The sequence below is a fragment of the Odoribacter splanchnicus DSM 20712 genome (genome assembly GCF_000190535.1).
GTDB lineage: Bacteria > Bacteroidota > Bacteroidia > Bacteroidales > Marinifilaceae > Odoribacter > Odoribacter splanchnicus.
On record NC_015160.1, the window covers coordinates 1,457,612 to 1,476,655 of the forward strand.

The 19,044-nt window shown below is 45.9% G+C and carries 16 protein-coding genes, 1 tRNA gene and 2 rRNA genes; 6 read left to right on the forward strand and 13 right to left on the reverse strand.

Annotation, left to right across the window (positions count from 1 at the left end; translation table 11 throughout):
- Positions 1-117: 117 nt before the first annotated feature.
- Entirely contained in the window at positions 118-621 is a 504-nt protein-coding gene (locus ODOSP_RS06120; protein WP_022159692.1) for a flavin reductase family protein, read from the forward strand.
- Positions 622-745: 124 nt separating this feature from the next.
- Here the strand turns inward: ODOSP_RS06120 and crcB are convergent, their stop codons facing one another.
- The 10 genes from crcB to ODOSP_RS06170 form a co-directional block, all read right to left on the reverse strand.
- On the reverse strand, positions 746-1,123 hold the full coding sequence (gene crcB, locus ODOSP_RS06125) for a fluoride efflux transporter CrcB (RefSeq protein WP_013611506.1): 378 nt from the start codon (positions 1,121-1,123) through the stop codon (positions 746-748).
- A 25-nt stretch (positions 1,124-1,148) separates the two neighbouring features.
- The gene (locus ODOSP_RS06130) at positions 1,149-2,531 is read right to left on the reverse strand and encodes an MFS transporter (protein WP_013611507.1); all 1,383 of its coding nucleotides are present in this window, start codon (positions 2,529-2,531) and stop codon (positions 1,149-1,151) included.
- A gap of 15 nt (positions 2,532-2,546) precedes the next feature.
- Positions 2,547-3,521 (reverse strand): urea transporter, encoded by a 975-nt coding sequence (gene yut / locus ODOSP_RS06135; RefSeq protein ID WP_013611508.1) that lies wholly within the window; start codon positions 3,519-3,521, stop codon positions 2,547-2,549.
- An 18-nt stretch (positions 3,522-3,539) separates the two neighbouring features.
- The gene (locus tag ODOSP_RS06140; protein WP_013611509.1) at positions 3,540-4,457 is read right to left on the reverse strand and encodes an urease accessory protein UreD; all 918 of its coding nucleotides are present in this window, start codon (positions 4,455-4,457) and stop codon (positions 3,540-3,542) included.
- Positions 4,454-5,104 carry an urease accessory protein UreG gene (gene ureG / locus ODOSP_RS06145; RefSeq protein ID WP_013611510.1) on the reverse strand — a complete coding sequence of 217 codons (651 nt, stop codon included), beginning with the start codon at positions 5,102-5,104 and terminating at the stop codon, positions 4,454-4,456. The genes ODOSP_RS06140 and ureG overlap by 4 nt, the downstream gene beginning before the upstream one ends.
- A gap of 22 nt (positions 5,105-5,126) precedes the next feature.
- Positions 5,127-5,822, reverse strand: coding sequence for an urease accessory protein UreF (locus ODOSP_RS06150; protein WP_013611511.1), 696 nt, complete (start codon positions 5,820-5,822; stop codon positions 5,127-5,129).
- A 42-nt stretch (positions 5,823-5,864) separates the two neighbouring features.
- Positions 5,865-6,494, reverse strand: coding sequence for an urease accessory protein UreE (ureE, locus tag ODOSP_RS06155; RefSeq protein ID WP_013611512.1), 630 nt, complete (start codon positions 6,492-6,494; stop codon positions 5,865-5,867).
- A gap of 86 nt (positions 6,495-6,580) precedes the next feature.
- Positions 6,581-8,299 (reverse strand): urease subunit alpha, encoded by a 1,719-nt coding sequence (locus ODOSP_RS06160; protein ID WP_013611513.1) that lies wholly within the window; start codon positions 8,297-8,299, stop codon positions 6,581-6,583.
- A gap of 2 nt (positions 8,300-8,301) precedes the next feature.
- Positions 8,302-8,811 carry an urease subunit beta gene (locus tag ODOSP_RS20575; protein ID WP_013611514.1) on the reverse strand — a complete coding sequence of 170 codons (510 nt, stop codon included), beginning with the start codon at positions 8,809-8,811 and terminating at the stop codon, positions 8,302-8,304.
- A gap of 7 nt (positions 8,812-8,818) precedes the next feature.
- Complete coding sequence (locus ODOSP_RS06170; protein ID WP_013611515.1) at positions 8,819-9,121, reverse strand: urease subunit gamma; 303 nt, start codon at positions 9,119-9,121, stop codon at positions 8,819-8,821.
- A 724-nt stretch (positions 9,122-9,845) separates the two neighbouring features.
- On the opposite strand from ODOSP_RS06170, the gene ODOSP_RS06180 reads away from it, so the two are divergent.
- Genes ODOSP_RS06180 through tsaA form a run of 5 tightly spaced genes read left to right on the forward strand, consistent with a single transcriptional unit; the run spans position 9,846 to position 15,738 of the window.
- A complete protein-coding gene (locus ODOSP_RS06180) occupies positions 9,846-11,897 on the forward strand; it encodes a TonB-dependent receptor plug domain-containing protein (protein WP_228026177.1) in 2,052 nt (683 codons plus the stop codon).
- Between the two features lie 12 nt (positions 11,898-11,909).
- Entirely contained in the window at positions 11,910-13,001 is a 1,092-nt protein-coding gene (locus ODOSP_RS06185; RefSeq protein ID WP_013611517.1) for an ABC transporter substrate-binding protein, read from the forward strand.
- Complete coding sequence (locus ODOSP_RS06190) at positions 12,994-14,049, forward strand: FecCD family ABC transporter permease (RefSeq protein ID WP_013611518.1); 1,056 nt, start codon at positions 12,994-12,996, stop codon at positions 14,047-14,049. The genes ODOSP_RS06185 and ODOSP_RS06190 overlap by 8 nt, the downstream gene beginning before the upstream one ends.
- A 19-nt stretch (positions 14,050-14,068) precedes the next feature.
- Positions 14,069-14,824: an ABC transporter ATP-binding protein gene (locus ODOSP_RS06195; RefSeq protein WP_013611519.1), complete on the forward strand. Its 756-nt coding sequence runs from the start codon at positions 14,069-14,071 to the stop codon at positions 14,822-14,824.
- Positions 14,825-14,835: 11 nt separating this feature from the next.
- Complete coding sequence (gene tsaA / locus ODOSP_RS06200; RefSeq protein WP_013611520.1) at positions 14,836-15,738, forward strand: tRNA (N6-threonylcarbamoyladenosine(37)-N6)-methyltransferase TrmO; 903 nt, start codon at positions 14,836-14,838, stop codon at positions 15,736-15,738.
- 90 nt (positions 15,739-15,828) lie between these two features.
- Here tsaA and rrf read toward each other — a convergent pair.
- The 3 genes from rrf to ODOSP_RS06215 all read right to left on the reverse strand — a co-directional run bounded on the left by rrf (position 15,829) and on the right by ODOSP_RS06215 (position 19,007).
- A 5S ribosomal RNA gene (rrf, locus tag ODOSP_RS06205) occupies positions 15,829-15,939 on the reverse strand.
- Positions 15,940-15,999: 60 nt separating this feature from the next.
- Positions 16,000-16,076 (reverse strand) — tRNA-Met (locus ODOSP_RS06210).
- 45 nt (positions 16,077-16,121) lie between these two features.
- A 23S ribosomal RNA gene (locus ODOSP_RS06215) occupies positions 16,122-19,007 on the reverse strand.
- Between the last annotated feature and the right edge of the window lie 37 nt (positions 19,008-19,044).

The window sequence follows — 19,044 nt, forward strand, 5'->3', positions numbered from 1 at the left end:
CATTCGTCACACCAACCTTGTTCGGCAGCCAAAGATAGAATAATCTATCGAATATTTCTTTGATATTCTATTCACAATTTAATAACTTTACCCACGTGAACACAAAAACAATAAATGATGCAAGAACTAGCAATAAAAGATCTGACTGAAAATTTTTTTGAAGCGATCGGTAAAGAATGGATGTTGGTGACTTCCGGTTCAAAAGAAAAATTCAATACGATGACAGCCAGTTGGGGTGGTATCGGTTTTCTCTGGAACAAAGCAGTTGCTTTTATCTTTATCCGGCCCGAGCGTTACACTTACGAATTTATAGAAAAGAACGACATGCTGACACTTTCTTTCCTGGGTAGTGGTAACCGTTCTATATACAACATTTGTGGAAGTAAATCCGGGCGTGATACAGACAAAATCAAAGAGAGCGGACTGCTTCCCCTAACGACCCCGGATGGTAACGTGACCTTCGAACAAGCCCGTCTGACCCTCGAATGCCGCAAACTATACGGCCAATTGTTATCTCCCGAGCATTTTATCGATAAAAGTCTGCCAGACAAATGGTATGGAGCACAGGGAAATTTCCATAAAGTGTATGTCGTGGAAATCCTGAAAGTATGGGAGAAATAAGCGGTTCAATATAGCCACAGCAGGATTCGTAAAGTTTATAAAGCTTCGGTTTCGCCCAATCGTCACATACCGATAAGATCCGATACTTTACAAACTTTACGAATTTTATAAACTTCGGACTGATTCAAGCCGGTTTTACGACACTACGTCCTAACCATACTAAAACAATTCCCAATACAATACTCAATACCAGATAAGCCGAAAAATACCCCCAATGTTTATTCTGCATCAGTAAAAACATGTCGTCGGCAAAGGACGAAAACGTAGTGAAACCACCACAGAAACCGGTGATCAGAAATACATTCATATTGGCAGAAATCAGGTGAGCTTTTTCAGCCATACCGAAGAATATTCCGATGACAAAACTACCGATAATATTCACTGCAAAAGTTCCCCATGGAAAAGGAGAAGAAAAAACATAATGAGCTAATTTACCTACCAAATAACGCAGGCAAGTACCGATAAATCCTCCTGCCCCGGCAATCAACATCGCTTTAAACATAGTTTCAAATTTTATAATTTAACAATTAAACTTTCTCCGGTAAATGCTTCAATACCAAAGGTCCGACAAGCAGGGTAATCACTCCTCCCAATACGAGCACAGCAATCGCTACGATTAAAACCAGTTTACCTCCCCCGAGTTGCAGTAACGGAGGGATAATAAAGGTAGCGATAATAGCCCCCAATTTACCTAATGCAGAGGCAATCCCCTCTCCACTCGCCCGCTCCTGTAAAGTATAAATCCGGCTCGGTAATTCGAAGGTGGAAAGATGCGGCCCGGCATTTAAAGCCAGTTCAAATAATAAGAATCCGCCTAAGGTCACTCCCAACGGTGCCTGATAGATATACCCTAAAAGGGTGACGAATAATCCGAGAGCACAAAGAAAGAAACCGAAGGTCTGGGCATGGAGCAGGTTCAGTTTTCGGACGATAGTCAATCCGATGATAAACCCCAACATAACGAAGACGTTGATATAAAACGTAAAACGCAAAGATTCGACCACCCTGGGGAAAGCTTTGCCGCTTTCGGGAATCAATCCTAAGGTCAGTAACAACACAGGAGTAAATATACCGATACCGTATACTCCCATGCCTTCACATCCCCACGGAATACCGCTGAGAACAATCCGTTTTATATTTCCCCGGGCAAAAATATCCCGGCGGGAAGATTGGGGCCGGGTTGTCTTATCTTTTTTACTGGCCAACTCACCGATGTACACATCCTGCCCCAGAAAATGTTTGACATTCTTTTCAGCTTCCTCTACTTTCCCATGAAGAGCCAGCCATTCAGGGCTCTCCACAAACCAGAGACGAGCCAGAAAAGTGACGACAGCAAAAAATGTCAGAAATAAAAACAAATGATTCCAAATCTCCGGATCGGAAGATTCTTTCAATACATACCAAGCCACCAGGATCATCCCGATATTTCCTAAACCAGAAGTAGCCTTGGAAATTCCCAACATGGTCCGCTTCCATTTTTTAGGCATAATCTCTGAAACATACGAAGGATCTAAAGCATACGCCCCGCCTATCGCAAAACCGATCAGTAGCAAACAGACCGTCAATACCACCAGAGAATGACTGAAATAAACACCCAGCGAAGCCCCGGCAATGACCAGCGGACAAAGCCGGAAAAAGAAAAGATACCCGTATTTATCACTGAACCGCCCGAAAAACAAAGACCCCAGCATTATACCGATCAATCCGCAAGCAAAGATAAACCCCTGCAACCAGGGAGATAATCCAGGATGATGGGTCATGGCGATCAAGGGAGCGATAACACCCACCAAAATAGCCAATGCCCCACCAAAAAACTGTCCGGCAGAGGCAATCATTAAAATAAGGATATGCCCTCTACGTAAAGGCATCGTATCCATGTTATATTCCGGTAATTTTTGACTCTCTACCATAAATCTGAAATTTCTCTATCCTTGTTGTAATATCTTTTTATCCAGATTCAGATGCGGCCACAGGAACAACCAGGTTGCCACACAAAACGGACCGGTCAATGTCGGAATCCCCAACGGAGAAAAGAAAGTATCCATACCGGCCTGAATAAATACGGTAGCGAAGATTCCCAGCAAAGTCCAGATGGCGGTCCGCCAATTGACCTGATAAAAAGTCATTCCCAACGCTATAGCAGTAAGCACCGGACTAAAGCTGAACAAACCGCTGGCGATATCCCCACCGTTACATTGATACAAAATGGCAACGGCCAATGCCAGGGCAGATCCGATAGCAGCCCAAATGGCAGCCCAATAGTTGCTGATCGCCAATCCGATCAAAAACAACAATCCGGTCACCCAGGATTTGATCAGAAAAACCTGCCCGATTCCAGTCAGCCAATAGATCACCAAGTCTTTAAAACCGGTATCGAATGCCGAAGAAAAATTACCGGGCAATTCGGGAGCACCTAATCCGGAATCGGGCAGTCCGTGCATAATCCGCGCAGCCATCAGTACGAACCAGGTGGTCAACACAAAAGGAAAAGTAAACGAACTCACTTTATAAGGAGCCAATAAATGGTTCAATCCGACCATGACCCAGGTTGTCATAGAGGAAAAGATAACAATGGCCAACCACATTAAGGGTACATTCCCTAAAAATGTCGGTAAGGCACATCCGACCAAAACCCCGTTGAATCCCCAAAGTCCGGCAGTTCCTTTCTCTGCGGGATACCTCAGGAGATATCCGGTAATCGTGGACATAAATACACCGGCCAAAGCCCCCCAAGCCACTGCCGGATTACCCGTTACATAAGAGCCGTAGAAAATCCCGGCTAAAAAGAATAATCCGGTCCAGGCATTATCCTGGAACATCACCTGTCCTGTTCCTTTACACAGGATTTTCCAAAAACCAAAAGAAAATACTCTTGGCAAAGTTGCTGCTTGTGTTTCCATAATTTTTGTTTTTCATTTTTATCTCCAGGCAAACTCTTCAGGTAAAGGTTTACCCTTGACTTGCATTCGTACAGTTGAACAAAATTGCCGGACAACTTTCTTCACCGGAGAGGTTTCTTTCCCCAACACTTTGAATATCAACCCACAGTCATTCGGCAGATGACTTATTCCGACTGCAATATCTTCCTGACGGTCGATATAAGCTTTTGTCTGCTCATAAATCCGGGAAGTTTCCTGAGGAGGAGTCAATACAACGACATTGGCAAAAACATCATAATCATGCATCGTTCCGATAGCCCGTACAGGATTCAGGAAAGGCTCGGCAACCAATTTCTCACGGAACAGAAGCGTACCGTCGGGTCGGTGGGCCCGTGTACAAACCGATAGCAAGTCGTATTCGAACAATTCCCCTTCTCCGTAATATTTCCTTCCTCCCATATAGATCTCCGAATAGAATAAAGTCGCAGTCGGATCGATTTCGATATCCGTATCAGTAATATAACGACTGTGACGGCAAGGGATAGTCGCTTCGGGCATATATTCAAGATAGGCATTCTCTTCCAATACAAAGCACTGTTTCAGTCCTGAAAAATTATATACCATCTCGGCAATTTTCGTTGCTGCACCGGTAGATATATAGGCATAAGCATCCTTACGGACGGTAAAACGGTTTTCATAGCGGTCCCCATCCACATTCGGCCCTCCTGACGACAGAATATAAACACAGGGCATTTCAGGCATCCCCTCGTCAAAGTACAATTCTTGCTGTACAATGAGCGGAGCCCGCCTGTCCCAATGCCGCATAACCGACTTCTTGTCTTTATCCAACTCGAATACCAGATCCAGCGAACCGAATTTTCCCGGTGCACCTAAACGCATCGCCTTCGTCGGTTCGAGATAAGGCTTCAATTCTCTACATGTCGTATAATCGTTCATACTTTCATCTCTTCAACCTCTTTTTCCGAAACACGGTCGAACAAGGCCATATCCCGGATCAGAGTAACCAACTCTTTAATACCTTCACCGGTCATACAATTGGTGAACACAAAAGGCTTTCCCGGACGCATCAATTCAGAATCACGGCGCATTACTTCCAGATCGGCATGTACATAAGGAGCCAGATCGGTTTTATTAATGACCAGTATATCCGAATAGGAAATTCCGGGACCGTCTTTACGCGGGATTTTATCACCGGCAGCCACATCGATCACATAAATAAAAAAGTCCACCAGCGCAGGACTGAAAGTCAAAGTCAGGTTATCTCCTCCCGATTCGATCAATACGACGTCGCTATCGGGAAATTTAGTTTCCATTTCCTCGACAGCGGCAATATTCATCGAAGGGTCTTCCCGTACGGCCGTATGGGGACAAGCACCGGTCTCGACACCGATAATCCGTTCTTCTGCCAGATAACCTTTCAACATTTTACGGACATGTTTGGCATCTTCGGTGGTCACGATATCGTTGGTAATAATCAAAACCTGTAAACCCAATTTCAAAAAATAAGGAGTAATGGCTTCGATCAAAGCTGTTTTCCCGGAACCAACCGGTCCGCCGACGCCAATTCTGCATGTATTGCTCATAATAATTTCAATTTTTTAGATTTTAATTCATAAACATCCTCATCTTCCCTTTTTCATGCAGCGAAGCGATGACGTCCATTTCGGGGGCAAAAGCCTGCATATCTTCAAAGTTCAGTTCACGCACGATTTTATAATTTTCTGCCGCCTCCGTACAAAGCCGGTAAAGGATAGCCTGGGTCTCATAGTGGGAAACTTTGACACACCGTAAAGCCGCATTGAGAATCATATTGATCGCTCCATACTCGATAGCCACGAACAGATCTTTCTCTGTAGAACCATTTTGCTGAAAATAAATCGCTTGTGCTACAGGATAGGTTCCCGGTGTTCGTTCTGCCCGAATATCTTCCAACCAACGGCTCATCCAGGGACTATCGGTAATCTGAGTACAAATTTCGGCCATTTTTTTCCCCATACGGATCAACATCAGCCGGGCTTCCGCATTCATTTTACAAAGGATGATTTGCCGGTCAGCCTCCAGAATCGTCTTATAGTTTCCGCCGGCAGCAGCCCGAAAAGCGATCAGGGCCGCTATAGCATCACTGTAAATGGTCTGACGGAGAGCCGTACGGGTATATTGTTCAAGCGTTTGAGCATCGTATACGATCCCTTCGAATGCAGCCGTTTCCAGCCCATTAGAAAAAGAAAACGTTCCCACCGGAAAAGCAGAATCCGAAAATTCAAGTAAACGCATCAATCGGGTAATCTCATCAATCATCATGTTATATTTTCAGGGTTAAGATTTCGGTAGTTTGTATAGTAATTATGAATGTACCTCCCCGTATTCATGCCGGTGGGAATGTTCGTGATCGTGTGTATGATCGTACCCGTGTACGGCATCGTGATGATGGGTGATCTCCTGCGAACTTCCCCCGAACAGTTGCCTGATTTCATGTGGTGCCAGAAAAGGGATCACTTCCAACCCGGTCTGAAATTCATAGGTAATATCTTCAAAATGATGGGTATCCATTACACTGGTCATCACCTTCTTGTCTACAGTCAAAGGGATATATAATTTTGTACCCTTCACGATAGCCGGCCAATGTTGGTTACCAACGGCATGCCCAAGTTCGACACAACGACGAATAATCTCTTCAGGTGTTTTCGCTGCAATCTTTTTCAATTCGACGACCAATACCGGTTTCAATGCGATACGTATCACGATGGCCACTTTCCGCTCCGGGTCATATTCGAGTATATCCCCATTTTCGATCTGACTGTGACGCTTCAAAGCGACGGCATATTCCTGTCCGTCCGAACCTTTAGCAATGAAGCGACTTTTCTGAGCCGTCCATTGATCCAGCTCCAGGTATTCGATTTTTGTGTTTTTCAATTTCTCCGCCCATTGCGGGTCAGTTGTCATATTTCCTATGACTTCAGAAAATATTTTCATAAAAAGAATTTTATAGAGGAAGTGCAATCGAAAGGTTACAAAGGCACTTCCTCATCGGTGAATAAATTGTTCGATAAACCTTCGGATCAACTAAACCAATAGAGTTGTGCCAAAGAGAACTTCTGTGCCGGTTTAACATAAGCCTGCCGGCCATCGATAAACACTTCAAAAGTCTCGGGATTGACATCGATCTTAGGCATATTTCCGTTGAGTACCATATGTGGTTTACCGATCTGACGGCAACCGTGTACCGGATAAACGATCCGTTGCAACCCGTATTTCTCTTTAATACCGGCATCATGAGAAGCCCGGGATACAAAAGAAATACAGCTCTTCGGCATAGCCGAACCGAAGCTGCCGTACATCGGCCGGTAGTATACAGGCTGTGGTGTCGGCAAAGAAGCATTCGGGTCACCCATATTCGCCCAGTTGATCATTCCCCCTTTGATGACTAATTTAGGTTTAGTACCGAAAAATGCCGGTTCCCACAATACGAGGTCGGCCATTTTGCCTTTCTCGACAGACCCTAACACTTCCGAGAAACCATAAGTCAAAGCCGGGTTAATCGTCAATTTTGCCAAATAGCGTAATACCCTGAAGTTATCGTTATCAGCAGAATCCTCTGCCAACTTTCCCCTCACCTGTTTCATATAACTTGCCATCTGGAAAGCACGTAAAAAGTTTTCACCTACACGTCCCATAGCCTGAGAATCGGAAGAAATCATCGAGATAACCCCCAGATCGTGCAGTATATTTTCAGCAGCCTGAGTTTCGGGACGTACCCGGCTTTCTGCAAAAGCAACGTCGGACGGAATTTTCGGATTCAGGTTGTGACATACCATAATCATATCGAACAACTCAGCCTGGGAATTGATACCGAACGGCAGCGTAGGATTGGTAGAAGACGGAAGTACATTCGCCAGAGAAGCCACCTTCAACAAGTCGGGAGCGTGTCCGCCACCGGCACCTTCAGTATGATAAGTATGAATCGTACGTCCATCGATAGCAGCGATCGTATCTTCCACATATCCGCCTTCGTTCAACGTATCGGTGTGAATAGCCACCTGAACGTCGAATTCATCCGCTACAGCCATCGTAGCCCGAATAGCAGCAGGAGTACTTCCCCAGTCTTCATGAATTTTAAAACCACAAGCACCGGCTAACATTTGTTCAACCAACGGACGACGAACAGAACAGTTACCTTTGCCCAGAAAACCGTAGTTTACAGGCAGGCCATCGATGGATTGTAACATCCGTTTCATATTCCAGGTACCGGAAGTAATAGTCGTACCGTTGGTACCGTCGGTCGGTCCGACACCACCACCGACAAGCGTAGTGACTCCATTACTCAGGCAATGGTAGGCTTGCTGCGGTGCGATCATGTGTACGTGACCGTCGATAGCTGCAGCTGTCAGAATCAGATGTTCTCCCGAAATGGCATCGGTAGCAGCTCCTGTTACCAATTCAGGGGTAACTCCCCGCATGATATTCGGATTGCCGGCTTTACCGATTCCGGCAATTTTACCGTCTTTTACTCCGACATCCGCTTTGATCACCCCCAATATCGGGTCGATAATCGTTACATTAGTAATGACTAAATCCAACGTACCCCCTTCTGAAGTCGTAGTATTTGCCAAGCCCATACCATCCCGTAAGGTTTTACCACCTCCATAGACTACCTCATCGCCATATACACAAAGGTCTTTTGTAATTTCAACATACAGATCGGTATCTCCTAAACGGATTTTATCACCTACGGTAGGGCCGTAAAGGTCGTTATATTGTTGTCTTGATATTGTTGCCATAATTACTTTGTTTTTTGATTCTTTTTCTGGAGGTCAGCTTCTGCACTGGCTTCATCTATGATTTTAAAACCCAAATTTTTTGCATTCCCGATGGCCTGAATCCGTTTCGGATAATAAGTCGGAGCATCTTCATCTCCGGTAAATCCTTGTACCAACCCATTGAATCCCATAACATACTGTTTACCGGAATAAGCGACGACTTCAACCTCTTTTTCATCACCCGGTTCAAAACGTATAGCTGTTGTTGCCGGAATATTCAGGTGACAACCGAAAGCTTTTGCCCGGTCGAATTCGAGATACCGGTTCACTTCGAAGAAATGGAAATGCGAACCGACCTGAATCGGACGATCACCCGTATTGTGGACAACAATCTTTGCTGTATACCGACCTTCGTTGTATTCGATCGGCTCTGCACTCAAAATCTCTCCTCCGACTCCCACATGTTGTTTCGGAGTAAAACCCGGTACAATGGGTGCTTGTTTCGGAGTACCTGCCTTATTCATATCTGCCATAATCTTACTATTTAATCGGTTGATGAATACTTACCAGACGGCTACCATCGGTAAAAACCGCCTCTACCTGAATCAAAGAGATCATGTCGGCCACTCCCTCCATCACATCATTTTTGGTCAATACTTTTGTGGAATCGGTCATCACCTGTTCCAGGGTTTTTCCTTCGCGAGCTCCTTCCAAAGCTGCCGAACTGATGTAGGCTACAGCTTCCGGATAATTCAGCTTCAACCCTTTTTCCTTACGCCGTGCGGCAATTGCACCTAATGACAATAACATCAGCTTGTCAATTTCTTTCGGTGTTAAATGCATAGTTTTCCGTTTTTAAATGTTAAATAATATTTTTTAATACAGAAGGAGTATCTTTTTTCCTTCCGGCCTTAACACGAGAACTACGCTGGAATTTTAAAGTTGTTTCAAAAAGAGAAATGTTATTCCGGTATTTAGACTACCTTAACCTTAGAGAGCATATGTCGCAAATACATATAGCATTCATTTTCATGTATATACATTCACATCTATCCATTCATAATCCGATAAATATTAAATTACTTTAATTTCCGGGTGAATAAAACCAAACCTTTCCCGGGTGCGTATGAGTTTAAGTAATCTAAACAAAACACGATGAATTCAAAAAGATCAGGGGCTGTCCGGTTGCCCTTAAAGGAACCCGTAATCCTAAAATCCGAACACGATCCTTTCCTGTATGGCAACATTGCCAAGAGAGACGTGATAGAAACTATCAGCAGGAAAGCCATATCGTCTCTCAGTAAAGAAATTTCAGAAAATTATAAACCAGGATTACCAGGTATCACCTTTAAGCTACAGGCCCTCAATCTGCCAGCGCCCTTATTCCCTGGAAGAAGTTATCATTACGGGGTTCCGAACGCAATCCCCCTCTCATACAAAACCCGGGAAGTATCAGCGTCATCTTCCCGCCAGTGACCGATTACAGAACCGACACTCGTTTTTATACTAAAACCGGTCGGTTATTCACTCACGTTTCAATTTTTCTGAAATTTCAATGTATTTTCTTATGACAACTCTAAAACTAATTATACTCTTATGCTGTAGCTCAACGGTAGCGATAAGTTATGGCCAGACTTCAAAAGCAGATACGACTTTACGCCTGGAAGAAGTCGTCGTTACGGGCTCGGGAACCGAACGTCCGATCAGTCAGAGCCCCGGCAGTATCCATGTCGTCACCCCTTTGCTCCTGCGTAACAGTCCGGCCCAAAGTGTCGACGACATTCTTTCGATGCTCTCAGGAGTGAACACAACACGTAGTGACGGGATCAGCAATATGCACACCAACGTCAGTATCCGGGGATTGGCCGGAGATGAACAAGGCCGCACGCTCGTCCTCTTCGACGGCATTCCCATCAATACTTCGGACGAAGGCTCGGTAAACTGGAATAGTATTCATATAGACAATGTGCAGCGTATCGAAGTATTCAAAGGTCCGGGATCCTCCTTATACGGCAATAGCGCTATGGGCGGAGTCATCAATATCATCAGCAAAAGACCGGTTTCGCCCTTCTCGCTCAACGCCTCGGGTTCCTACGGGAGCCTGAATACCTGGAAAACCGATCTGGGCCTATCCAGCCGGATAAACGACAAGTTCGCCATTTTTTTATCCGGTTATTACAACAAAAGCGACGGCTTCAACAACATCCCGGATAGCCTCCGCACAGAACCCGACTATAGTGTCGCCCGCTTTATGAAAGAAGGGGGATTATATGCTAAGGTCCTCTACAATCCGACAGCCCTATTCAATGTCGATTTAGCCTATGACCTGTACAGAGACAAACGGGGCGAAGGAGAAAAAATCCAAGCTCCCGACGGCGAGTACCGCCATTTCAATCACAACCGGGTCCAAAGTCGTTTTTACGGGGAAAAAGGAAAATTTTCTTACCAGGCAGCACTTTATTTTCAACGCCAGGATTATTTCAAATTGGACGAACGGACAAAAGGCGGAGATTATCAGCGTTTCGATGTAAAATCTCACCGGGACGACTGGGGAGCGATCATGCACCTGCGACTCGAAGGACGTCACAATGCTTTTGCACTCGGCGGAGAATTTAAGAATGGAAGCATCGACGGAGGAGACCATTACGTCACTTCGACCGATGAAGTACTCAACAAAGGCTCCATCCGTATCCTCTCTGTATTCGCCCAGGATGAACTCAGTCTTTTCAACAAAAAAATCTGGTTACAGGTTGCTTTACGTTACGACAATGCTTATTTTCATAAAGGATGGTTCGAGGCTAACGGAGAAAATGTCTCCGATTTCAACACTTACAACGGAAAGCTAAAAAATAACCGTTGGGAACATCTCTCCCCCCGGGTAGCTCTGCGCTATAACCCCACCCGAGCCATATCTGCCTATATTTCTTATTCTCAAGGTTTCCGGGCATCTATTCTGGACGACCTTTGCCGTTCAGGATGGATGTGGGTAGGACCTAAGATCGCCAATCCGGAATTGGGACCGGAACAGATCGATAATTATGAGATCGGCGGTACGTTCCGGCTCACCAAAAACTTGTCTTTCTCCCCTTCTCTCTACTATGCTAAAGGAAAAGACTTTCTGTATTATGTAACTACAGGAGAAAAAATGTGGGGAAAAAGAGATATATTCCAACGGCAGAATGTTTCTAAAGTCGATGTAAAAGGCATTGAAGCCGACCTGAATTATATCCCGTTCAATGGTTTGAAAATCAACCTCAACTATTCGTATAATAACCCGAAAGTCAAAGACTTTAAAGAAAAACCGGAACTGAATAATAAAATACTGACCTATGCTCCTAAAAACCAGATAAAGGGATATGTGCTGTGGACCGGCGGGATTGCAGATGTCATGTTCCGGGGACGATATAAATCCAAACAATATACCACCGAAGATAATTCGGCAGCCATCGATGGCTTTACGATTTGGGATGCACAGGTATCCAAATGGTTTTTCGACCACCGGCTTTATGTCGGTGGGGAAATCATCAATATGTTCGACAACAGATACATGAACACCAAAGATTATATGTCCGCCGGTCGTTTAATGAATATCAAAGTGGCTGTTAACATCAACCGATAAAAATCACGATATATGAAATGGTTGCACTATTTATTTATTGTCAGTCTTCTCCTGTTTTCGTGTAAGGGGCAGAACGTTAAAAACAAGCGTCCTACCCGGCTTTTAACCGATGCATTACAAAGGGAAGTGGCGCTGCCCGATACGATCCGTCAACTGGTCTGTATCCGGTCTTCCGCAATCCGGTTGGTTACTTATGCGGGAGGAGCCCCGTTGATTTGCGGAGTGGAAGAACAGGAAACACGTCCCAATGAATTTACTCATATTTTCGCCCATCCCGATCTGGCCAGGCTACCGATCATCGGTCCGGGTATGGGGGGAGATCCAGAACTCATTATGGCAGCCGGACCGGATGTGATATTTATGACTTCGACCACTGCCGGAGAGGCGGATGCTCTGCAGAAACAGACGGGAATTCCCGTATTTACCATTGAATACGGTGATCTGGGTAGAAACCGTCCGACATTTTACAATTCACTTCAACTGATCGGCCAGGTCCTGCATACCGAAGACAAGGTCGATTCGCTGATCGGTTTTATCGATGAGCAGATTGCAGATCTTCAAGCCCGAACCGCCGGTACAGATAAATCTGCCAAAGTCTATGTCGGCGGCATTTCCTATAAAGGACAAAAGGGTATCACTTCTACAGATCCTTATTATGCTGCCCTGGATTATCTGGAAGCCGACAATGTGGCTTCTGAACTCGATTCGACCTACGTATCCCCGATAACAGGGACCTATATCGACTGGGAACAACTGATCGACTGGAATCCCGATGTGATCTTTATCGATGTCGGCGGTTGGCCATTGGTACAGGAAGATTTTAAAACCCGTCAGGGACTCAACCGCCTGCTTAAAGCCTATGAAAACAAACAGATTTATACCCTTTGGCCCTATAACAACCATCATTCCAATTTCGACGTCATGCTAGTCAATGCCTGGTATGCCGGTAAAGTACTTTTCCCGGAACACTTCGGGGAAATAACGATGCGCGGCAAAACCGACGAAATTATGACGATGTTCGTCGGAGCTCCGATTGCAGATTCTTTGCTCCAACATTGGGGTCCCTACCAAAATATTTTCGACGGAAAAGAAAATCATGAGTAACGAAGTTTTAACACAATATAAAAGGTACCGGGCCAGAAACCGCCGCTTTATCTCTGCGATGGTTTTATTATTGGCCGTTACCGGTATCGTCTCCCTGATCATCGGTTCACACCGAATCGGTTGGCAGGAGCTATGGGCGATCGTACAAAACGAAGGCACGGAAATGAACCGGCAGATCTTGTTAAATATCCGGTTACCACGTATGCTGGCAGCCGTAATTACCGGGATTATCCTATCGCTATCAGGAGCGATCATGCAAATTTTGTTACGCAATCCCCTGGCCTCCCCCTATACGCTGGGGATATCCAATGCAGCAGCCTTCGGAGCCTCGTTCGGGATTGTATTTCTGGGAGCCGGAGCCGGCATTACCCGGTCTTCAGACCTCTTTATGATCACCAATCCATATGTCATTACCCTTTCAGCCTTCTTAGGCAGTCTGTTGGGATTGGCTATCATTCTGATCATCATCAGGGGCAAACAGGCCTCGGTCGAAACGATCATCCTTTCGGGAGTGATCATTAACTCCCTGTTCGGTGCCGGCATTGCGGTCATGCAATACGTAGCGAACAACGTACAGTTGGCTTCGATCGTTTTCTGGAACTTCGGCGATCTGGGACGTAGTGACTGGTCGAAATTACTCTTTTTAATCGTCGCACTGATTCCGGCCCTGATCTACTTCTATCTGAAACGCTGGGACTATAAGGTGCTTTGTTCAGGCGACGATTATGCACAGAGTATGGGTGTCTATCCGCAACATACCCGGATGACCGGGATGGTCGTCACCTCGCTGATCACTGCCGTAGCTGTGTCTTTTTTCGGAGTGATCGCCTTTGTCGGACTCGTCGTTCCCCACATCGTCAGGAAATGCATCGGAGATAACGAAGAATTTTTAATTCCCGGTTCTGCAATCTTCGGAGGAATGTTTCTGTTACTGTGTGACACGGTCGCCCGCACGATCCTCTCCCCGATCATTCTACCGGTCGGTATACTGACCTCATTTTTAGGGGTCCCTTTGTTTTTATTCCTCCTGACCCGGAAAAAAAGATAACTCAGTAAAATCTAAAGATATGATACAAATTAAAGTCAAAGACCTATCGTTCAGTTACAGTGGCTTCCGGGCATTACAGGATATCTCCTTCGAGGCAGGAGCAGGTGATATGCTGGCGATCATCGGACAAAACGGCTCGGGGAAAAGTACTCTCCTGAAATGTATCAGCCGGATATTGAAAATCAATACAGGCCATATCGAAATCGGGAATATTTCCCTCTCAGCCCTTTCTGCGTCGAAACTCTCCAGGATAGTCGCCTATATTCCCCAATCAACAGACTCGATCAGCGGGATCAATGTGTTCGATACGGTACTATTGGGACGTAAGCCGTATATTCACAGCAGACCGGCTCCGGAAGATATGGAATTGGTCAGCCGGCTACTCACCCGTCTCGAACTGGATGAAGTCGCTATGCGTAATCTGAACACCCTGAGTGGCGGACAACAACAAAGAGTATTCATTGCCAGAGCTTTAGCCCAACAGCCCTCCATCCTGCTATTGGACGAACCTATCGCCAACCTGGATATCAATCATCAGATGAAAGTGATGAAACTATTGCGGCAACTGACCCAAGAAGGTATCCTGGTTATTATTACCATCCACGATATCAATATGGCTGCCCGCTTTTGCAATAAGGCACTTATGCTGAAACAGGGCCGGATCTTCGCCTCCGGTATGCAATCCGTCTATACTCCGGAAAATATAGAAAACCTTTACGACATCCAGGTCGATATCCTCCGTCATAACGATTGTATCTGTATAATACCTCAATAAAATCAAAAACAATGAATTTTTTACATTTTACCACGAATCTTTTACCTATTGTGACTATGATTGTTCTAGAACCTATCGGTTTCGTACATAATACATGTACCACCAGCCAAGCACCTGAGTTTATAAAAAAAGAAATTTCAGAAATCGAGATTCTTCCCGAATATTCGGAAGGTTTACAGGATATAGAACAAGCTGAATACCTCGATCTTGTATTTTCTTTTCATCATGAAAAGCGTACCGAACTGGTCACCCGCATCCGTTCCGGTGAAATGAAAGGTGTATTTGCTTCCCGTTCCCCCAAACGCCCGAACCATCTGGGAATAACTACCGTAAAACTGATTCGGCGGGAAGGTGGCAAATTGTATGTCGAAGGAGCCGATGCTTTAGACGGTTCTCCGGTGATCGATATTAAATATTGCGATACCTCTGTCTTCGACCAAAAACATGTTCACCAAACCATTCAGGCAGATTCGCCCCGCATCGACATTGTCCGAAATATCATGCAGAATGAAACCGATGAGTTATTATTAAAAGCTGCACAATTCCATGGACATATCTGTCCCGGCTTAGCTTTAGGAATTTTGGGGGCAACTCAGGTAATGCAACAATTATACAATCAGCAGGAAGATCCCCAAGCGTATACTTTAACGGCAGAAATGCAAAATTGTCCGATCGACGGAGCGATGTTTATCACCGGTTGCACACCGGGTACACACCGTTACCAGCAAGGCGATCCGGAAAACATGTGTTTTTACTTAAAAAATAAAGCCGGAAAAGGCTGGAAAGTCAGTTTCGACCCCAACAACCGGGAATATATGAACCGCCATCTCCCCGCCGACTTGTCAACTTCCGCGAAAGGTTTCGCCACCCTTAAACTCGATCCTCACCAACTGTTCACCATCGAAACACTATAGTTCACGGGGGAGGGAAGCGATTGATCGCTAAAGACCCGCCCCTGGATGTCCGAAAAAAAAAGCGAGTCACTTTCGTAACTCGCTTTCACAATTCGGCGCCAACCTACTCTCCCACCATAAGGCAGTACCATCGGCACTCAGGGGCTTAACTTCTCTGTTCGGAATGGAAAGAGGTGGATCCCCCCGGTTATAGACACCTTTTAATATTTTCAATTCTATGATTACGTACCATCGAACACTCTTGCTCTGTAATCTTTAGTTTGGTAGCGAGAGGCGGGCTTGAACCGCCGACCTCATGATTATGAATCATGCGCTCTAACCAGCTGAGCTACCTCGCCGTTTTGACATTTACACCGGAAAGATAAAGAAGAATATACTCCGCTTAAAGTAAACATTCGGGTAATTAGTATTGCTCGGCTGTGCCGTCACCGACTATACACCTGCAACCTATCAACGTTCTCATCTCGAACGACCCTGTAAGGATATCTCATCTTGAAGCTGGCTTCGCGCTTAGATGCTTTCAGCGCTTATCCAATCCATACATAGCTACTCAGCAGTGCATCTGGCGACACAACTGATTCACCAGAGGTATGTCCAACCCGGTCCTCTCGTACTAGAGTCAGAGCTCCTCAAATATCCTGCGCCCACAACAGATAGGGACCGAACTGTCTCACGACGTTCTGAACCCAGCTCGCGTGCCACTTTAATCGGCGAACAGCCGAACCCTTGGGACCTTCTCCAGCCCCAGGATGTGACGAGCCGACATCGAGGTGCCAAACCGCTCCGTCGATATGAGCTCTTGGGAGCGATCAGCCTGTTATCCCCGGAGTACCTTTTATCCTTTGAGCGATGGCCCTTCCATGCGGAACCACCGGATCACTATGCTCTTGTTTCCAACCTGATCGACGTGTCGGTCTCACAGTCAAGCACCCTTATGCCATTGCACTCTGCAGACGATTACCAAACGCCTTGAGGGTACCTTGAGAAGCCTCCGTTACACTTTTGGAGGCGACCACCCCAGTCAAACTACCCACCATGCAATGTCTCCCTAACGGGATTAGACCTCAGATAACAAAAGGGTCGTATTTCAACGACGGCTACTCTACGCCTGACGACGCAGCATCAAAGCCTCCGACCTATCCTACACATCTGTTACCCAAAATCAATGCAAAGCTGCAGTAAAGGTTCACGGGGTCTTTCCGTCCCGTTGCGGGTATCCGGCATCTTCACCGGAACTACAATTTCACCGAGCTCATGGTTGAGACAGTACCCAGATCGTTACACCATTCGTGCAGGTCGGAACTTACCCGACAAGGAATTTCGCTACCTTAGGACCGTTATAGTTACGGCCGCCGTTTACCGGGGCTTCAATTCAAACCTTCGAGTTACCTCTGAGCTCTCCTCTTAACCTTCCGGCACCGGGCAGGTGTCAGGCCATATACATCTTCTTGCGAATTAGCATAGCCATGTGTTTTTGGTAAACAGTCGCCTGGGCCTATTATCTGCGGCTCTTTCACAAGAGCGTCCTTTATCCCGAAGTTACAGGACCATTTTGCCTAGTTCCTTAACCATGAATCTCTCGAGCGCCTTAGTATTTTCTACCTGATCACGTGTGTCCGTTTACAGTACGGATGATCATTACCTGAAGCTTAGCAGGTTTTCTTGGCAGTCAGCTTACCTGCATTATCCGCGCAACCGAAGCATTGCGGTACTATCACCTTTCATCTCTACCGGCGTGCTTCACTACCGGTATCAAAGAATACGGGTTTCAACGTACTATTCCGTCAGTACGCAGCAGTGTCACCTCTGCGTCGCTGCATCGCAGTTATGATCAGTACAGGAATATTAACCTGTTTGCCATCGGGATCGCCACTCGGCTTACCCTTAGGATCCGACTTACCCCCGGATGATTGACATTGCCGGGGAATCCTTGATCTTTCGGCGTGCGGGGTTCTCACCCGCATTATCGTTACTTATGCCTACATTTGCTTTTCCATCCGCTCCACAATACCTCACGATACTGCTTCTATGCTGAATGGAATGCTCTCCTACCGATTGTATCATCTACAATCCCATAGCTTCGGTTATATGCTTATGCCCGCGTATTATCCATGCAGGACCGCTCGACTAGTGAGCTGTTACGCACTCTTTAAATGAATGGCTGCTTCCAAGCCAACATCCTAGCTGTCTAAGCAGTCCCACCCCGTTTTAATTCCAACTTAGCATATAATTGGGGACCTTAGCTGATGGTCTGAGTTCTCCCTCTTTCGTCAACGGACCTTAGCACCCGCTGGCTCACTCCCTGTCTTCATGTTCTAGCATTCGGAGTTTGGCCGGATTTGATAGGCGGTGAAGCCCTCGCATCCAATCAGTAGCTCTACCTCTAGAACAAAACAACAGAGGCTGCACCTAAATGCATTTCGGAGAGTACGAGCTATTTCCCAGTTTGATTGGCCTTTCACCCCTACCCACAGGTCATCCGAAAACTTTTCAACGTTTACCGGTTCGGGCCTCCAGTTTGTGTTACCAAACCTTCACCCTGCCCATGGGTAGATCACTAAGGTTTCGCGTCTACCACCACCAACTTGACGCCCTATTCAGACTCGCTTTCGCTTCGGCTTACGTACCTGAAGTACTTAACCTCGCTGGTGATGAGTAACTCGTAGGCTCATTATGCAAAAGGCACGCCGTCACCGCACGAAGCGGCTCCGACTGCTTGTAGGCGTATGGGTTCAGGGACTATTTCACTCTTCTGTTCGAAGTGCTTTTCACCTTTCCCTCACGGTACTGGTTCACTATCGGTCTCTCAGGAGTATTTAGCCTTGCCGGATGGTCCCGGCGGATTCGGTCAGGATTACACGTGTCCCGACTTACTCAGGAGTCTGCTATGATTCATAAACTTGCATGTACGGGATTATCACCCTCTGTGATCACATTTTCCAAGGTGTTCCATTTCATTTATTTCATCAAGCTTGCAGTCCTACTACCCCGTTAATGCCGAAACAATAACGGTTTGGGCTTTTCCCCGGTCGCTCGCCGCTACTGGGGGAATCACGTTTGTTTTCTTCTCCTGCAGGTACTTAGATGTTTCAGTTCCCTGCGTTTGCCTACCTTACGGTATAATATGTCTTCAACATATTGGGTTATCCCATTCGGAGATCTCCGCATCAAAGGTTATTTGCACCTAAACGGAGCTTTTCGCAGCTTATCACGTCCTTCATCGCCTCTGAGAGCCTAGGCATCCACCATACGCCCTTTATTATTTACTTTAATTTATACTTTCAGCTTACTCGGAAATCATTAATG

Coding starts and splice junctions, on each gene's coding strand:
- ODOSP_RS06120 (WP_022159692.1), top strand. CDS start 118: ATGCAAGAACTAGCAATAAAAGATCTGACTGAAAATTTTTTTGAAGCG.
- crcB (WP_013611506.1), bottom strand. CDS start 1,123: ATGTTTAAAGCGATGTTGATTGCCGGGGCAGGAGGATTTATCGGTACT.
- ODOSP_RS06130 (WP_013611507.1), bottom strand. CDS start 2,531: ATGGTAGAGAGTCAAAAATTACCGGAATATAACATGGATACGATGCCT.
- yut (WP_013611508.1), bottom strand. CDS start 3,521: ATGGAAACACAAGCAGCAACTTTGCCAAGAGTATTTTCTTTTGGTTTT.
- ODOSP_RS06140 (WP_013611509.1), bottom strand. CDS start 4,457: ATGAACGATTATACGACATGTAGAGAATTGAAGCCTTATCTCGAACCG.
- ureG (WP_013611510.1), bottom strand. CDS start 5,104: ATGAGCAATACATGCAGAATTGGCGTCGGCGGACCGGTTGGTTCCGGG.
- ODOSP_RS06150 (WP_013611511.1), bottom strand. CDS start 5,822: ATGATGATTGATGAGATTACCCGATTGATGCGTTTACTTGAATTTTCG.
- ureE (WP_013611512.1), bottom strand. CDS start 6,494: ATGAAAATATTTTCTGAAGTCATAGGAAATATGACAACTGACCCGCAA.
- ODOSP_RS06160 (WP_013611513.1), bottom strand. CDS start 8,299: ATGGCAACAATATCAAGACAACAATATAACGACCTTTACGGCCCTACC.
- ODOSP_RS20575 (WP_013611514.1), bottom strand. CDS start 8,811: ATGGCAGATATGAATAAGGCAGGTACTCCGAAACAAGCACCCATTGTA.
- ODOSP_RS06170 (WP_013611515.1), bottom strand. CDS start 9,121: ATGCATTTAACACCGAAAGAAATTGACAAGCTGATGTTATTGTCATTA.
- ODOSP_RS06180 (WP_228026177.1), top strand. CDS start 9,846: ATGACAACTCTAAAACTAATTATACTCTTATGCTGTAGCTCAACGGTA.
- ODOSP_RS06185 (WP_013611517.1), top strand. CDS start 11,910: ATGAAATGGTTGCACTATTTATTTATTGTCAGTCTTCTCCTGTTTTCG.
- ODOSP_RS06190 (WP_013611518.1), top strand. CDS start 12,994: ATGAGTAACGAAGTTTTAACACAATATAAAAGGTACCGGGCCAGAAAC.
- ODOSP_RS06195 (WP_013611519.1), top strand. CDS start 14,069: ATGATACAAATTAAAGTCAAAGACCTATCGTTCAGTTACAGTGGCTTC.
- tsaA (WP_013611520.1), top strand. CDS start 14,836: ATGAATTTTTTACATTTTACCACGAATCTTTTACCTATTGTGACTATG.